Origin of the sequence: Pseudarthrobacter sp. NPDC059871, from assembly GCF_042731175.1 — a bacterium.
GTDB lineage: Bacteria > Actinomycetota > Actinomycetes > Actinomycetales > Micrococcaceae > Arthrobacter.
On the sequence record NZ_JBHWJV010000002.1, the window covers coordinates 148,011 to 163,514 of the forward strand.

Genomic DNA, 15,504 nt, shown 5'->3' on the forward strand with positions numbered 1-15,504 from the left:
CATCAATGTGCGGAGTGGTTCCGGGGCGGCTACGGGGAAACGGCCTGGTCCGGTTCATGGGGGAGCACGACGGCGTCTGCCGCCCGGGCTGCGGAGGGGAACAGGAGCAGGACCAGGCCCAGGCCCGCTGCCGCGCCGATGAGTTGCGCGGCGACGAAGGGCGGTACGGAGCCCGGAGCGATGCCGGCAAAGGTGTCGCTGAAGATTCGCCCGGCCGTCACGGCGGGGTTGGCGAAGGACGTTGAGGACGTGAACCAGTAGGCGGCCCCGATGTAGGCGCCCACGGCCGGCGCGGCCATGACCCCGCGTTTCGTCGCGGCGAGGCTGAAGATCAGCAGGATGAGCCCGGCGGTTGCCACCACCTCGCCGAGCAGGTGCCCGCCCGTGGCGCGGTCCTTGCCCGAGAGGGATGTCGCGATGCCGAACATTGCATTGGCCACCACGCTGCCGCTGACTGCGCCCACAAGCTGGGCCGCCACATACGCGCCAACCTCCTGCAGGGTCAGTCCCGTTCCGGCGCGGCGCCCCAGGACCCAGTCCGCGATGGATACCACCGGGTTGAAGTGCGCTCCGCTGACAGGCCCGAACACGAGGATCAGGACGGTCAGTCCCAGGACGGTGGCGGTGCTGTTCTGGAGCAACTGCAGGCCGACGTCATTGGGGGAGAGCTGCTGGGCCATGATCCCGGAACCCACCACGATCATCACCAGCAGGCTGGTGCCCAGGAGTTCGGCCAGGGTGCGGCGCCAGAGCGGCGGCTGGGAGGAAATCATGGCACCAAGCTTGACCCATCGGAATAGCTCAATCAAAATTGAGGCAATGAAAACTGATCCAGCAGATGCCTTCCGTGCCCGGGTGGCAAAGCACGCGGCGCTCGCCGATCCTGCGCGGCTCCGGATTGTGGACCTGCTGACCCTGGGGGACTTCTCACCCACGGAGCTGCAGGCCGAACTCGGAATGCCGTCCAACCTGCTGGCCCATCACCTGCGGACGCTCGAGGCGGCGGGTTTGGCGGCGCGACACCGCTCCGAGGCCGACAAGCGCCGAAGCTACCTGCGCCTGACCGCCGGTGCGCTGGAAGGGCTCACGCCCGGCGTCGAGCGCGGTGCCGGCCGCATCCTGTTCGTCTGCACCCACAACAGCGCCCGCTCCCAGCTGGCGGCCGCCCTGTGGCGGCAAGTCAGCGACATTCCCTCCACCTCGGCCGGCACCCACCCGGCGGACCGCATCGCGAAGGGGGCCATCGACGTCGCTCGCCGCCACAAGGTGGACCTCCCTGACGTCCCGCCGCGGAAGCTGGCGTGGGCCCCCGGTGAGGATGCATTCATCGTGACGGTCTGCGACAACGCCCACGAGGGGCTTCCCGGCCTGGGCGGCGTTCACTGGTCCGTGCCGGATCCGCTGCGGCGCAACACCGAGGAGGCCTTCGAAAGTGCCTTTACCGAGATTTCGCACCGCATCCGCGACCTCGCGCCCCGGCTTCGCGCGGCCTGAACGTCAGCCCCGCCGTCGCCAAAAGTAAATATTGACAATTATCAATAAAGCGTCCGATACTCCTTACATCGATCAACATCAATATTTGATAGCAGGACGTGCGGGCGTGAGCACCTCAACAGATTCACCCCTCAACAACTGACTCCAGGAGACACCCGTGAGCACCGTAACCGCCAAGAAGCCCTCCGTCCTGTTCGTCTGCGTCCACAACGCCGGCCGCTCCCAGATGGCTGCTGCCTTCCTCACCACCCTCGGCAAGGGCGAAATTGAGGTCCGGTCCGCCGGGTCCCAGCCCGCGGACAAGATCAACCCGGCCGCAGTCGAGGCTATGGCCGAGTTGGGCATCGATATGTCCGCTGAGGTCCCCAAAGTCCTCACCACCGAGGCCGTGAAGGAGTCGGACGTGGTGATCACCATGGGCTGCGGCGACGAATGCCCGTACTTCCCCGGCAAGCGCTATGAGGACTGGGTGCTGGCGGACCCTGCCGGCAAGGGTGTCGAGTCCGTCCGGCCGATCCGCGACCAGATCAGGACCCGTATCGAGGGCCTGATCGAATCCCTCATGCCGGCCACCAGGTAATCCGTCCAGGCACCAGGGAGGAGGTGAGCCGAATGACTACCGGATGCTGCGGCGATGGCTGCTGCGACGACGATCAGGACTGCTGCTGACTCCCGCCTTGCCAAACCACACCACGCGGCACCACCCGCTTACAAGACGAAAGAGGACAGCATGGATTCGAGCAAAAGCCTTCCAGTCGCCGTGATCGGCGCGGGCCCCGTGGGCCTGGCCGCTGCGGCCCACCTGCTGGAGCGGGGCCTGGAGCCGCTCGTGTTCGAGGCAGGTACGACGGCGGGCGCGGCCATCGGGCAGTGGCGCCACATCCGGCTATTCTCACCCTGGCGGTTCAACATGGATGCCGCTGCCGTTCGCCTGCTGGAGGCCTCGGGCTGGGAATCGCCCCGGCCCACCGCCCTCCCGTATGGCGGCGAACTCATCGACAACTACCTGGCGCCGCTGGCAGCGCTGCCGGAGATCGAGTCACGGCTGCAGACCGGCGCCCGGGTGGTGGCCGTGACCCGGCAAGGCCTCGACAAGACCCACGTGCGCAACCGTGACGAGACCCCGTTCACGGTGCGGGTGGAGCATTCCGATGGCGAAACCCGTGACCACACCGTTGCGGCCGTCATCGACGCGTCCGGAACCTGGCCCACCCGCAACCCCCTCGGCACCTCCGGCCTGCCCGCCATCGGCGAGCAGGCCGCAGCGGACCGAATCTCCGCACCCCTTCCCGACGTCACCGGCCGCGACCGCGCTTCCTTCGCCGGCCGCCGCGCGCTGGTGGTGGGCGCCGGTCATTCCGCCGCCAACACCCTGATCGCTTTGTCCGACCTTGCCAAGGAAGAGCCGGACACTACCATCCTCTGGGCCGTCCGCGGGGCCTCCGCCGAGAAGGTCTACGGCGGCGGCGAGGCCGACGGGCTGCCCGCCCGGGGCCAGCTGGGCGGCCGGCTCCGGCGCCTGGTCGAGGCCGGCAAAATCGAACTGCACACCGGGTTCGGCGTAGCCTCCCTCAAACCCTTGGACTCCGGCGTGAGCGTCGGTGCCGTGGATGGCCGCACCTTGGACACCGACATCGTGGTGCCATGCACCGGCTTCCGCCCTGACCTGGACATGCTGCGCGAACTCCGGCTCAACCTCGACCCCGCCGTCGAAGCACCCGTGGAACTCGGCCCGCTGATCGACCCGGAGTTCCACTCGTGCGGCACCGTCCCTCCGCACGGCGCCAGTCTCCTTGCCCACCCGGACAAGGACTTTTATATCGTGGGCATGAAGTCCTACGGCCGGGCACCCACCTTCCTGCTTGCCACCGGCTACGAACAGGTCCGCTCCGTCGTTGCCGCCCTGGCCGGGGATCGCGAAGCCGCCGACACGGTGCAGCTCGAACTCCCGGAAGCCGGCGTCTGCTCCACTGACGCCGGCAGCAGCTGCGACGTCCCCGCCACTGATGGAATGACGACGGCGGCAGGTGCCGTCACGCCGTCGTCCTCCCCTGCGGGCGGCTGCTGCGGCACACCCGAGCCTGTGCTGGTTGGCTTACCCACCGGGCTGGCCCATGGCCGCTCCGGCAGCAACTGACGCGAAAGGAACCGGCATCGAAGGCATGGTACGGATGCGCCTCGTCCGGGACGACATCAAGGCCCGCGTGCAGAAACTCCATGCGGAGCTTACCTGCGAGTAGCAGGCTGGCGGGCGGTTCTGCCGCACCGCTGGCTGGGCCGTGCTGGGGACTGCCGCCGGTCGGAGGGACCCGTGGCGACGATCGTGGCGGGTCTGCGTCTTAGGCGGCCTTGACCACCGGAAGTTCGTCCCAATGGGTGGTGTACCGCGGCGAGCGCATGTCCCGTTTCATGGTCCAGTCGAGGCCGGACTTGATGCCCGCATGTCCCAGCCCGATGGCCCCGCGGCCGAAGCGCCGGCTGACGTCCTCCAGCAGCGGGCCGATGCCGCGTTCTTCATGCGGGTTTTCGAACGGCTCCAGCGGTGGCTGGTTGCCGCTGGGCCGCAGGTCGGTCAGCATGATGCCCGCCTTGGCATATTTGAGGCCGTCCCTGATATGGGGGAGCAGGGCATGCGCTGCCCTGGTCAGCAGCAGCGGGTCCGCCGTCGGTATTGGCAGCGACACGCACACGGACGGGTAAGCCTGCTCCTGTTGGCGGAACGGTGACGTGGCGGCAAATGCGGTGAGTACTTTTGCCTGCAACCCGTGCTTGGATAGCCTCGCGCTCGCTTGCTGCCCGTAAATGCTCAGCACCTGCCGCAGGCCGTCGGTACTGGCGACCGGCGTGGCAAACGATCGCGAAAAAATGAGCTGGTCCCGGCCGATACGCTCCTCCTCCATGGGGATGCAGGGGGTGCCCCGCAACTCGAGGACGGTGCGCATCAGCACCACCGAAAACTTGTCCCGGATCATCACCGGATCGGCGCTGACCAGGTCCTGGACTGTGAAGATCCCCAGGACGTTGAGCCGCTTGGTCAGCCTTCCGGCGATGCCCCAGATCTCATCAACGGGCAGCCGGGCCAGGAGGCTGTCCCGGACATCGTGGGGTACCGCCTCCCACAAGCAGACCCCGCCAAAGGCCGGGTTGTTCTTGGCCCACTTGTTGCAGAGCTTGGCGAGCGTCTTGGTGGGTGCAATGCCCACGCACACCGGAACGCCCACGTGCCGGCGGACGGCGTCCTTGATGGTCCGTCCGAGGGGGAGTAACTGGCTGGCGTCCCCTTTAACCCCCAGGAAAGCTTCGTCGATGCTATAGACCTCCAGCCAGGCCGAGTACCTGCCGAGCAGCTCCATGACCCGGGCGCTGATGTCGCCGTAGAGTTCGTAGTTGCTGGATTTCGCCACGAGGCCCCACTCCTTGGCCCGGGGCGCGAGCTTGAACCAGGGTTCGCCGGTGGTGATACCGAGTGCCTTCGCCTCGGGGGAGCGGGTGACGGCGCAGCCGTCGTTGTTGGACAGGACCACCAGTGGACGGCCCTCCAGCGAGGGGTCGAAGGCCCGTTCCGCTGAAGCGTAGAAACAGTTGACGTCCACGTGGGCGATCTGCGGCATGTGGCGCATCAGCGCAGGTTTAGCCACGGTGAGCCTTAGACATGGTGCAGGCACCTGGTGGCGACACCCCAGATGGTCAGTTCGGACAGCGCCGACACCTTGATGTCCTGGTACCGGGGATTCTCCGCCTGCAGGACGATCCCGGCGGCAGTGATGCGCAAGCGTTTGACGGTGAGTTCGCCGTCCAGCACGGCAATTACCACCGAGCCATCCTTGGGTTCCAGGGCCCTGTTGACGATCAGTTCATCGCCGTCGCTGATGCCGGCACCCTCCATGGAGTTGCCGGTGACCCGGACAACAAAGGTGCTGGTGATGTCCTTGATCAGGTGCGCGTTCAGGTCGATCCGCCCGTCGAAGTAGTCCTGTGCCGGCGATGGAAAGCCGGCAGCGACTGCCACGGGGGAGATCAATACCGAGAACAGCGACGCGCCTGCATCTATCACGCGAGGCCCGACAATAACGCCCACAACACACCCTTATTCGAAAATATGTTCGATAAGTTCAGTGTAGCGCCGGACGCCGACAATGCGCCCGCGGCATTGGGTGAATGCCGCGGGTGCTACCGTCCGGCCGGTATTGCGTCAGCTGTCTACTTCGGGCAGCTCAGGTCCGGGTTGAACGCCGCAAACATGCCGTCCGGGTTGTCCCGCCAGACCCACGCATGGAGTGCGAAGGAACCCGGGAACGGGCCGTCTTCGAACTTCAGCCCGGCAATCGAGGGCCGGTTCTTCGCGGTCGAAATGAACTCGGCAGCCACCAGCCGGTACCGCCCGTTCCGGTCCGGCATGTAGACGAGGACCTCGGGCTTGCGGGCCTGGGTCTTGTCATCGATCAGCTCCTGCTTGGCGTAGTGGAATCCCATCGCCCCCACGCCCTTCATATCGATGCATTCGGTGATCTTCTTGTAGCCGTCCGCCTCGGCATTCTCCAGCCAGCGGTAGTCGTCCGTGACGTGGCGCAGTACCCTGACCAGCCGGCGCTGGTCGTCATTGTTCCGCCAGTCATCACCCTTGTCGGACCCTCCGTGCCCGGATCCGCCGTGTGCCACGGCAGTCCCCGGTGCGAGCCCCAGCGCAAGCACTGCCGCGGCTACGGAAAGTACCCCATTTTTTGTGCGGTTCATCGTTGATCCTCTGCCCCTCTGAGACCTGTGTTTTCCTCAGGGATGCGCAGCGCGGGAACGGGATGTCCCGCCTTCGCCAGATGCCGGCAGATTTCCCGGGAGTGCCGGTGACGGTGCCGCCCCAAGGCCGAGCGCCATCGTGTTGGGCGGCGTTTCCAGTATGCTCCTGCCGCAAAACGCGGCGCTACGCTACGCGCCGGTAGTAGGGGAACCCCCGGGCCATCCCGGCGAAGCCCGCAAACGCAGGTGCCATCCGGCAATCCACGTAGACTGGCAGCATGCGGTTGGTGGCAAGCGATATTGACGGAACGATCCTCGGGCACGACGGGAAAATCAGCCCCCGCACCATCCGCGCCTTCCACGCCTGCCGCACCGCCGGCGTCGAGCTTGTCTTCGTCACCGGCCGGCCGCCGCGCTGGCTGCACCCGCTCGAGGAACAGCTGGGCCACACCGGCCGCGTCATCTGCTCCAACGGCGCCGTGGTCTGGGACCTGGAAGCCGACCGTCTGGTGTCCGCCCGCACCCTGGCCATCGACGCCGTCCTGGAAATCCGCCGCATCATCAAGGACCTCCGCCCCGCTGCGCTGTTCGCCGCCGAAACCCTCACCGGTTTCCACCTCGAACCGGGCTTCATCGAGAACGAATCGAGCGAACTGCTCGCCCAGTTCACCCCGGCGCCGCTCCGCGAAACGCTCACCGCGGAAGACGCCGTGGTGAAGTTCCTCGCCATCGTCCGCGACGGCACCCCCGATGACTTCCTCGCCGAGGTTTCCCCCGCCGTCGAACACCTGGCCGCCGCAACGCACTCCTCGCCCGGCGTCGCCATGCTGGAACTGTCCCTTCCCGGCGTCAACAAAGCCGTCACCCTCGCTGAGTACGCGGCCGCGCTGGGAATCGGCGCCGCGGACGTGGTGGCATTCGGGGACATGCCCAACGACATCGAGATGCTCCGCTGGGCCGGGCACGGCTACGCCATGGCCAGCGGCCACCCCGAGGCCATCCGCGCTGCGGGGCAGCAGGCGCCCCATTTTGACGACGACGGCGTGGCCCAGGTCCTGGAGGAACGCCTCGCTTCCCTTGGGGTACAGCACTCCTGACACCGGTGTTCCCGGTTGGTGCACCTGCCGCCGTTTTCACAGGTTGCGCTCACTTGCCGTTCACCTTTGTTCCGTAGCGTGAAGCGCGGAGGGAAGGCACCTCTCCGGCCGGCTAAGGGGACAAACATGGCACGAAGCGCAAAGCACCAGACCGCTGAAGCACCGCTGCGCCGGGCAACGCCGGCGCCGCACTGGAAGAAGCTCCGGCAGGGAGACCGCGTCGGCGTCCAGCTCTCGCCGGGATTCGACGCAGCGGGCGTGGTGGACGCCATCACCGCCGACCATTCGGCCGTGTGGGTCCACCTCGATGGCGGCCGCGGCCGGACGCTGCTGCACTGCAGCGACGGCGTGGAAATCTTCCCGTTCGGGGACTGAGGCCGCCCACCACTGACGGGCGGGCCGGCTCCGGTACGCTCACACTTGTGAGCCTGCCGTTCTTCGACCACGCCGGCGCCGATGGCGCCCCGCTTCCCATCGCCATGGCGCACCGCGGCTTTTCCGCGGACGGCCTGGAGAACTCGATGGCTGCGTTCCGCGCCGCCGCTGAGCTGGGCTGCCGCTACCTCGAAACAGACGTCCACACCACGTCCGACGGCGTGCTCCTCCTCTTCCACGACGGCACCCTGGACCGCGTGACCGACGGCAGCGGCCTCGTCGCGGACCTCCCTGCGGACCATGTTGCCGGTGCCCGGATCGGCGGACGCGAACCCATTCCCACCTTCGAAGAACTCGTGACCGCCCTGCCGGACGTGCGGCTGAACCTGGACGTCAAGGACTGGGGCTCTGTCCGCAGCACCGTCGAGGCCATCGAACGCCACGGCGTCCACGACCGCGTACTGATCGCCAGCTTTTCAGACCGGCGGCGGCGGGCCGTGCTGAACCAGCTCAGCCGTCCGGTTGCCGCGTCCGCGGGAGTGGTATCCAATGCCCTTTTCACGTTGCTGGGCCCCGTGGTGCCCGGCCCGGCGTTCCGATGGCTGATGCGGAGGGTGATGCGGGACGTGCACGCGCTGCAGGTGCCCGTGCGCTACGGTGCGGTGCCGGTGGTGACGCCCGGTCTCCTGCGGCGCGCGGAGTCCCTGGGGCTGGTGGTCCATGTGTGGACCATCAACGATCCCGCCGAGATGCGCCGGCTCCTGGAGCTCGGCGTGGCAGGCATTGTCACCGACCGGGCGGACCTGCTGCGCCAGGTGCTCATGGAGCGCGGCGAATGGCCAGGCCCGGCCGGCGCCGACGAGGCCCCGAACCGCTAGCCGCGCTCGGGGGAGTGCCGCCGCGGGAGACCCCGGCCGGCTGAAGGCCAGATGAGCAGGGGCCAGGGCCACTCCGAGTAGGCAGTGGCCTAGGCGGACTCGTTCTCCTGCGGACTGCGCCCGGCGGGCTCGGACAGCTGGCGGTTGAGGCCGTCAGCGTCCTGCCGGGTGTTCCAGGAGGCCCAGTCCTGCGGGCGGACGGACGGCCGGCCCAGCAGGTATCCCTGCCCGGCGTCGATGCCCAGTTCCGTCAGGACCTTCAGCTCGCCCACGGTTTCGATGCCCTCGGCTACCAAGGTGGTGCCGATCTGGTCCGTGAAGTCCACCAGGCAGGTGGTCAGCGCCCGCTGGAGGCCGTCGTTGTCCACGTTGCCGAAGACGTCCCGGCCAACCTTGAGGAAGTCCGGACGCAGGTGCACCATGCGGCTCAGTGCCCCGGCGCCGGAGTGTGTATCGTCGATGGCGATCCGCAGGCCCTTGTCCCGGAGCGGGTTAATGGCGGCGATGAACTGCGCATACTCCTCATCCGGGATGGTTTCGGTCAACTCGAGGACTACCCGGTCGATGGGGAGGTCAATGTGCGCAAACAGCTCCGGCAGCCGGGGGTCCAGGCAGGACGTGGGGGAAATGTTGAGGGAGATGTACAGGTTGGCAGGCAGGTCCCTTGCTGCGGCAGCAGCCGAACCCAGGGCCGAGAACTCAAGGTTGGCGCCGAGGCCCACGGCGGCCGCCTCTGCGAACCAGAGTTCGGCGGCGGCGCCGTCATCGCTGACGAACCGCGAGAGCGCCTCCACACCCACCACGCTCTTGTCCGCCAGCCCGTAGATGGGCTGGAACGCCGTCATCAGCATCTGGTTTTCCAGGAGTGCGCTGATCCGGGAGACGCTGCGGATGGCGTCCAGCTGCTCCGCGAACTTCGGCGGCATGGAGTTCGGAGCGAGGCGCATTTGCCGCGCGCTCTCAAGCGTCTCTTCGGTGTTGGCGTCGCTGCGCCGGGTCTCGAGCAGGTACTCCAGCAGCGCCCGCTCGGGCACGCCCGGATTCTCGTCGAGGCTGTTGCTGAGGCGCTGGCGGACAGCGGCTCCGGACGGATCGGTGTCCGCCAGGACCGCGGCGATGATTCCCCATGCCTGTACACGAACCGACATTAGCTACGCCCCCAGTTGACGAAGTAATGACCCATTGGCCCAATTATGTTCAATTTCTAAAACGCCTTTAACGTTTGGTGCTGACAACGGCGGTTTCCGCGGTGCCGGAAAACCGTCCCCCGCACGATGATCGTATATCGGGCGGGGTGAAAAAGGCAGTACTTTTACGGCTGCCGGTGAGCGCTTTCCTGCTGGTCAGCGAGCAATGCGGGGATGTCGTCCGCTGGAACGGGCCTGCTGAAGAAGTAGCCCTGCGCACTCAGGCAGCCAAGTTCCCGCAGAATGTCCGCCTGCTCCGCCGTTTCAACGCCTTCCCAGACGGCTTCCAGGCCGCAGGCGCGGACCAGCTGGAGGACGGCTGCCACCAGTGCCGGCTGGCTGGGGTCAGTCCCCAAACCGGAGATCAGCGACCGGTCCACCTTGACCCGGTCCACTGGCAGGCGCCGGAGGTAGCTGATGGACGAGTAGCCCGTTCCGAAATCGTCAATCTCGATTCCCACGCCAAGCCCGCGGAGCCCGGCCAGGGAGTAGCGGTCCAGCTCGTTGCCTTTCACGATGGCCACTTCAGTCAGTTCGAGGACCACTTGTTCAGGTTTGACGCCCGTCTCCCGGAGGACGTTCCGGACGTCCTCGATGAACTGGAGGCTTTGCAGGTCCGTGGCGGAGATGTTGATCCGGACCGAGAAATCGCCCTCCACCAGTGAATCGTCGATCCAGGCGCGCAGCTGCTGCACGGCGGTGCGGAGGACCCAGTTGCCCAGCTCCGAAATCAGGCCGGCTTCTTCGGCCAGCGGAATGAACTCGTCCGGCATGATGAACCCCCGGGTGGGGTGGTTCCAGCGGACCAGGGCTTCCACGCCCTCAAACCGGCGGGACACCAGGTCCACCACCGGCTGGTAGTACAGCATCAGGCCATCGTTCCTGATGGCCGCCCGCAGGTCTTCCACCAGCTGGCTCCGGAGCCTGCGGACCAGCAGCAGCCCGGGCTCGAACCGGTGCAGCCGGTTTTGCCCTTCGGCCTTCGAGGCGTACATGGCCACGTCGGCCTCCATCAGCATTTCTTCCGGGGTCTGGCCCGGCGAGCCGATGCTCAACCCGATGCTGGCACCGCAGCGCACGCTCTTGCCCGGCAGTTCGATGGGTTCGCTGAGCGCCGCCAGGATCCGGTGCCCCACGATGGCAGCCTGGTCGGGCGCCACGGCCGGCATGACGATGGCGAACTCATCCCCGCCCAGCCGCGCCACCACGTCAGTGGCCCGCACGGCGTTCCGCACCCGCTGGCCCACCGTGATGAGCACCTGGTCCCCGGCAGTGTGCCCCATGGAGTCGTTGATGGACTTGAAGGCATCCAGGTCCATCAGGAGGATCACCGGCCCTTCCCCTGATGCTGTGCCCGCATCCAGGGCGGCCCGGAGCGCATCGATCAGCGCGGACCGGTTGGCAAGCCCTGTCAGCGGATCCTGCATGGCCATCTTCTGCATTTTGAGGTGTGCCTCGTGCAGCATCTGGGTGCGGACCTGCACGCGCTGTTCCAGTTCCTCGTAGATGATCTGGAGGTCCTCGGCCAGCAGGTTGGTGCCCATGATGATCGCATCCAGCTCATCGCGGGCAGGGGAAACCTCAACCCGTGAGCCCAGGTCACCCGATGCGATCCGGACTATGTGGTCCAGCAGTTGGGTGAGCCGGGGATCGTTATCCGCGAACATCGGATTCTTCCTTCCCCCGCTCAGTTGGACTGGGTGCGGTCTGCATCGAGGGGGAGGCTGACCGTGACAGTGGTCCCCGCGCCCAGTGTGGATGCCACATCAATCGTCCCACCGTGGCGGGCCACAATGTCCTTGGTGATGGCCAGGCCAAGTCCCGTCCCCGGAATGGCACCGGACATGGCGTTGGACGCCCGGTAGAACCGGGTGAACACATGGTCGATCTCGTCACTGGAGATGCCGATCCCGTTATCGGCAACCCTGACGGTGGCCCAGCGGCTGCCGTCCGCAGCGGCGTGCGATTCACTGCCCACCTCGATGCGCCCGCCGCTGGGGGTGAACTTGATGGCGTTGGAGACCAGGTTGGTGAATACCTGCTGCAGTTGGATTTCGTCTGCCAGGATCTCCGGGTCCTCGGGAACCGGATCCATCGCGATGGTGACGTTCTGCAGTTTGGCCAGCGGCCGCAGCGCGGAGGCCACCAGGTCCAGGGTGTGGCCGAGGCGCACCGGGGTCAGGTGCATCAGGGTGTCGTCGAGGCCGTTGCGGGAGACGCTGAGCATGTCCTCGATGAGGGTGCGCAGCCGCTCGGTGTTGCGGACCACAATGTCCAGCATCTGGTGGATCTCCGCTGAGCCGGGCTGTTCGGTGCTCTCCTGGATCATGTCCAGGTAGGCCATGATGGACGTCAGCGGGGTTCGGAGCTCGTGGTTCACGGTGGCCAGGAAGTCTGTCTTCGCCTTGTCCAGCTGCTGCAGCTGCTTGACCACCTGCTGCTGGCTGCTGATCAGGTGGCTCTGGATCAGGCCGTGGGCCGCGTTGCCTGCCACGTGCTGAATCAGTCCGAGTTCCGCACGCGACCATTTCCGCGGTTTGTCCAGGGACGCGATCCAGATGATGCCCAGTGAGGAGCTTCCCTCGCCCATGGGCACCGCCAGCGTTGATGCCGCGTTGGAGATGCCCGACGCCGGGGCCTCACCGTCCGCCGCCTGCCCGCCGTCGGCGCGTGCCCGGGCGGGCTCGGAGTCGTCCGCGTCCCCGGCATCCGTGGACAGGGTCTCGGCGCCGGCCCACAGCAGGTCCGCCGTACGCCGCGCGGAATCCTCGTCCGGCAGGTCGTCGTCGGACAATGGCTCCAGCCCGTCGCTGTCCCACGCGGCGGTGATGCGCGGAACGCGGTTGTCCTCGAAGGTTTCCAGCCGGACGTGGTCCGCCTTGAAGGTCCGGCCGAACCCTTCGACTACGTGACGCGCAATTTCCTGGGGATCGTTGGTGGCGCGTACGGCGGCCGAAACCAGCCGGAGCTGCTCGCGGAGGGCCTCGGCGTCCTGCCGCGACGCCCGGCGGCGTGCCACCTGGTCGATCAGGGCCGTGGTGCGGTGCACCAGCTCCCGCTCCGAAGTTGGCTTGGTGATGCAGTCGTGGATGCCCGGCGGGCGCACGGATGTTTGGCGGGGATCGTCCAGGTCCACCATGACCAGCAGGGGCGCCTCCGTCTCGAGGCCGGGCAGCAGCGTGGCGTCCGTGATGATGGCCGCCGGCTCATCATCCGCCAGCAATGCCGCCAGGCTTGTGGCATCAGCCGCAGCGTGTACACAGTAGCCGGCAGCGCGGAGGGCCGAAGTGTTCTGAGCCAGCCTCCCGGCGTCGGGATCCGCTACGACGACGGTGCGGGGCGCGCTCGGAACTTCGGGCGTGTCAGACGCCACAACTACCCCTTCCGTCCCAGTTGAGTACATTGTAGGGGGACGAGGGGCGTGGGGCCCCAGAAAGATCGCGGGGGAGGACAAAGTGACGCACCAGCCGGCCGAGCACGTCAAAGGGGATCTCAGCATCGATGAGGGCGGGATCCTGCAGCTTCGGTGGCCGCGCGGGGCGTCCATCAGCGAGGACGATGCGCAGAGCGCCATGGATCGGGTCAACGAGATGTGCGGGTCCACCCGGCGTCCGATGCTGGTGGACATGGCCACCACCGAGAAGGTCAGCCGCGGTGCCCGGGCCGTGTTCGGCCGGCCGTGCCAGGCGTCCCGGATTGCGCTCCTGGGCTCATCGCCCGTGGACAAGGTCATGGCCAACTTCGCCTTGGGCGTGAGCAGGTTGCCGTGCCCCACCCGGTTCTTCACGTCCCGGACCGAAGCGATGGCCTGGCTGGCGCGCGACGCCTGACCCATACCGCGGTCCCGGCCGCGTCCCCAGTACCCGGCCGCGCCGACGCTGCACAGCCGCGGCTGTAGTTGCTTCAGGACATATATTTGGGGGGTGCCTACCCCCGCAAAACCCGTGAAGACCGGCTGGCGGAAGTACCTGATGCTTCCCACGCTCATCCGGCTGTCCCGTTCCGCGCCCAAGGACCGGCCGCTCGCGTGGGAGCGTTACTGGGCGGGGATCACAGCTACCGGGCCGGGCGGCGAGGTGCTCTGGGACGCCGGAAGCGACCATGAATTCCTTGGTTACCGGGACGTCATCCTCCGCCACCTTGACCCCGCGCTGCCGGTGGTGGATGTGGGGTGCGGCCACGGCAGCTTTACCCGTGCCCTCGCTGCGCATTTCCCCCAGGCCATCGGCGTGGACATTTCGGTGCACGCGGCCGCCCGCGCTGCAGGGGAGCCCGGCAACCCGGGCAACGTCCGTTTTGAGGTCCGCGACATGACGGCGCCCGGTGCCGCTGCCGGCCTGGTGGACGGGCCGGCCAACGTCTTTGTCCGCGGCGTGCTGCACGTCCTGTCGCCGGCTGACCAGGCGGCCCTGGCCGAAAACCTCCGGGTCCTGGCCGGGGACCGGGGGACGGTGTTCCTGGCGGAAACCAATTTCCAGGGGAACCCCGTGGAGTACGTGACCCATCTGGGCGCTACGCAGCGCAGCATCCCCGCTCCGCTGGAGCGCGCCATCCGCGGACTGCCGATGCCCGGCCACTTCGGCCCGAAGGAGCGCTCGCGGGCCCTGCCGCCTGCCTCCTGGGAGCTGCTGGAGGAGGGGTCCGCCGTCATCGAGACCAACCCCGTCACCGGCGTCGAAGGCCAAAGCCGGGTGCCTGGCTATGTGGCCGCGCTGCGCCCGGTGCGCCCATCCGGACAGACCCGGCAGCACCCCGGGGAAACGCGCCACTGACCGGTTCCTGCTGGCAGCCCTGTGCGCGCGGTCATGCCGGCGCTGGGCGTGCCGCCGGCGTTGTGGGTTCCCGCCGAAACCCCGCCATCCCCTTGACAGCGGCCAGCTACCGGAGGCTTGATGGTAAGTAGTCTTATCACTCAGCTGGGGCTGTTGAGGCCCATGGAAAGGGCGGCCAACGTATGGCAGGGGGAATGCGATGCGCAACAGGTGGCGGAGACGCCGGACATTACGCCGCGGCGGCTGACGGGAGCACTCCGCATTGATTTCAGCGGCGGAACCGCGATGTTCCGCCATCCCTGCCTGAAGGGGCTTTCCAGTCCACCGAAACGGCAGGCCACCCTCCATCAACCAGGAACCGCGCAGCGAAAGGCAACTACTCCCAGCCGGAAAACCCGGCCCGGGAGGTGCCCAAGCCGCACCCGCATCCCTGCACAGGCAGCACCGGGATACCATTCCGGGCCGGTCCGGCGGCAGTGGACGCAAGACCCACAGGAAAAACAATGCGAGAACTAATTCCCTCCGGCACCCTTCGCGGGATGCTCCTGCCGCCCACGTACGGCCGGCACATCACCGACGCCACGGCGTTTACCGTCCTGTCCGTCGAGATCTGGGCCACCGGCCTGGTGGTCACCATCCAGATGGCTGCCGACGGCGGCCCGCAGCCCCGCATCATCCTCCAGGACCACTTCGGAACCGAGTACACGCTCCGCGATTCCGCCACGCTGGGGTCACGGAACCTCCAGGTCTTCACACCCTCCGTGCCGCCCGGCACCAGGAGCCTGACCATCCGCTCCGCTGACGACGCCGGAGCGCGCCCCGTGGTCACCTTTGCCGTCCCCCTGATGGCCGTTCCGGACACCCTGGACGGCGCCGACTCGGCGGATGTTTCCGACGCCGCGGACAGCAGCTCCGACGAAGGGTACACGCCGCAGGAACTGCGCCGGCCCGCCTGACCCCCGATGCC

At 67.3% G+C, this 15,504-nt stretch carries 16 protein-coding genes and 1 pseudogene; 10 read left to right on the forward strand and 7 right to left on the reverse strand.

The annotated features are described in order from the left end of the window. Positions 1–29 precede the first annotated feature (29 nt). Complete coding sequence (locus tag ACFV4R_RS03415; protein ID WP_377201048.1) at positions 30–773, reverse strand: aquaporin; 744 nt, start codon at positions 771–773, stop codon at positions 30–32. Between the two features lie 46 nt (positions 774–819). Here ACFV4R_RS03415 and ACFV4R_RS03420 point away from each other — a divergent pair, with 46 nt between their 5' ends. The 4 genes and pseudogenes from ACFV4R_RS03420 to ACFV4R_RS03435 form a co-directional block, all read left to right on the forward strand. After that, entirely contained in the window at positions 820–1,494 is a 675-nt protein-coding gene (locus tag ACFV4R_RS03420) for a helix-turn-helix domain-containing protein (RefSeq protein WP_377201049.1), read from the forward strand. Positions 1,495–1,651: 157 nt separating this feature from the next. Then, positions 1,652–2,074 carry an arsenate reductase ArsC gene (locus ACFV4R_RS03425; RefSeq protein ID WP_377201050.1) on the forward strand — a complete coding sequence of 141 codons (423 nt, stop codon included), beginning with the start codon at positions 1,652–1,654 and terminating at the stop codon, positions 2,072–2,074. A gap of 150 nt (positions 2,075–2,224) precedes the next feature. Then, positions 2,225–3,631: an FAD-dependent oxidoreductase gene (locus ACFV4R_RS03430; protein WP_377201051.1), complete on the forward strand. Its 1,407-nt coding sequence runs from the start codon at positions 2,225–2,227 to the stop codon at positions 3,629–3,631. Between the two features lie 13 nt (positions 3,632–3,644). After that, positions 3,645–3,734: pseudogene (locus ACFV4R_RS03435) on the forward strand (low molecular weight phosphatase family protein); the annotation flags it as partial. A gap of 99 nt (positions 3,735–3,833) precedes the next feature. On the opposite strand, the gene ACFV4R_RS03440 reads toward ACFV4R_RS03435, so the two are convergent. The 3 genes from ACFV4R_RS03440 to ACFV4R_RS03450 form a co-directional block, all read right to left on the reverse strand. After that, positions 3,834–5,114: a Y-family DNA polymerase gene (locus tag ACFV4R_RS03440; RefSeq protein ID WP_377201330.1), complete on the reverse strand. Its 1,281-nt coding sequence runs from the start codon at positions 5,112–5,114 to the stop codon at positions 3,834–3,836. A gap of 26 nt (positions 5,115–5,140) precedes the next feature. Next, positions 5,141–5,572, reverse strand: a complete 432-nt coding sequence (locus ACFV4R_RS03445) for a LexA family protein (protein WP_377201052.1) — start codon at positions 5,570–5,572, stop codon at positions 5,141–5,143. A gap of 122 nt (positions 5,573–5,694) precedes the next feature. Then, on the reverse strand, positions 5,695–6,228 hold the full coding sequence (locus tag ACFV4R_RS03450) for a hypothetical protein (protein WP_377201053.1): 534 nt from the start codon (positions 6,226–6,228) through the stop codon (positions 5,695–5,697). 278 nt (positions 6,229–6,506) lie between these two features. Here ACFV4R_RS03450 and ACFV4R_RS03455 point away from each other — a divergent pair, with 278 nt between their 5' ends. From ACFV4R_RS03455 to ACFV4R_RS03465, 3 genes are all read left to right on the forward strand, one after another. Continuing rightward, on the forward strand, positions 6,507–7,325 hold the full coding sequence (locus ACFV4R_RS03455) for an HAD family hydrolase (protein ID WP_377201054.1): 819 nt from the start codon (positions 6,507–6,509) through the stop codon (positions 7,323–7,325). Positions 7,326–7,451: 126 nt separating this feature from the next. Beyond that, on the forward strand, positions 7,452–7,700 hold the full coding sequence (locus tag ACFV4R_RS03460; RefSeq protein ID WP_377201055.1) for a hypothetical protein: 249 nt from the start codon (positions 7,452–7,454) through the stop codon (positions 7,698–7,700). 47 nt (positions 7,701–7,747) lie between these two features. Continuing rightward, positions 7,748–8,578 carry a glycerophosphodiester phosphodiesterase gene (locus ACFV4R_RS03465; protein WP_377201056.1) on the forward strand — a complete coding sequence of 277 codons (831 nt, stop codon included), beginning with the start codon at positions 7,748–7,750 and terminating at the stop codon, positions 8,576–8,578. Positions 8,579–8,667: 89 nt separating this feature from the next. On the opposite strand, the gene ACFV4R_RS03470 is transcribed toward ACFV4R_RS03465, so the two are convergent. The 3 genes from ACFV4R_RS03470 to ACFV4R_RS03480 all read right to left on the reverse strand — a co-directional run bounded on the left by ACFV4R_RS03470 (position 8,668) and on the right by ACFV4R_RS03480 (position 13,168). Further along, complete coding sequence (locus ACFV4R_RS03470) at positions 8,668–9,726, reverse strand: EAL domain-containing protein (protein ID WP_377201057.1); 1,059 nt, start codon at positions 9,724–9,726, stop codon at positions 8,668–8,670. Positions 9,727–9,890: 164 nt separating this feature from the next. Continuing rightward, entirely contained in the window at positions 9,891–11,432 is a 1,542-nt protein-coding gene (locus tag ACFV4R_RS03475; RefSeq protein ID WP_377201058.1) for a putative bifunctional diguanylate cyclase/phosphodiesterase, read from the reverse strand. Between the two features lie 20 nt (positions 11,433–11,452). Beyond that, on the reverse strand, positions 11,453–13,168 hold the full coding sequence (locus ACFV4R_RS03480; RefSeq protein ID WP_377201059.1) for an ATP-binding protein: 1,716 nt from the start codon (positions 13,166–13,168) through the stop codon (positions 11,453–11,455). 52 nt (positions 13,169–13,220) lie between these two features. Here ACFV4R_RS03480 and ACFV4R_RS03485 point away from each other — a divergent pair, with 52 nt between their 5' ends. The 3 genes from ACFV4R_RS03485 to ACFV4R_RS03495 all read left to right on the forward strand — a co-directional run bounded on the left by ACFV4R_RS03485 (position 13,221) and on the right by ACFV4R_RS03495 (position 15,493). Further along, positions 13,221–13,595 carry an STAS/SEC14 domain-containing protein gene (locus tag ACFV4R_RS03485; protein ID WP_377201060.1) on the forward strand — a complete coding sequence of 125 codons (375 nt, stop codon included), beginning with the start codon at positions 13,221–13,223 and terminating at the stop codon, positions 13,593–13,595. A gap of 141 nt (positions 13,596–13,736) precedes the next feature. Beyond that, the gene (locus ACFV4R_RS03490) at positions 13,737–14,537 is read left to right on the forward strand and encodes a class I SAM-dependent methyltransferase (protein WP_377201331.1); all 801 of its coding nucleotides are present in this window, start codon (positions 13,737–13,739) and stop codon (positions 14,535–14,537) included. A 503-nt stretch (positions 14,538–15,040) separates the two neighbouring features. Continuing rightward, positions 15,041–15,493, forward strand: coding sequence for a hypothetical protein (locus ACFV4R_RS03495; RefSeq protein ID WP_377201061.1), 453 nt, complete (start codon positions 15,041–15,043; stop codon positions 15,491–15,493). The last annotated feature ends 11 nt before the right edge of the window (positions 15,494–15,504 follow it).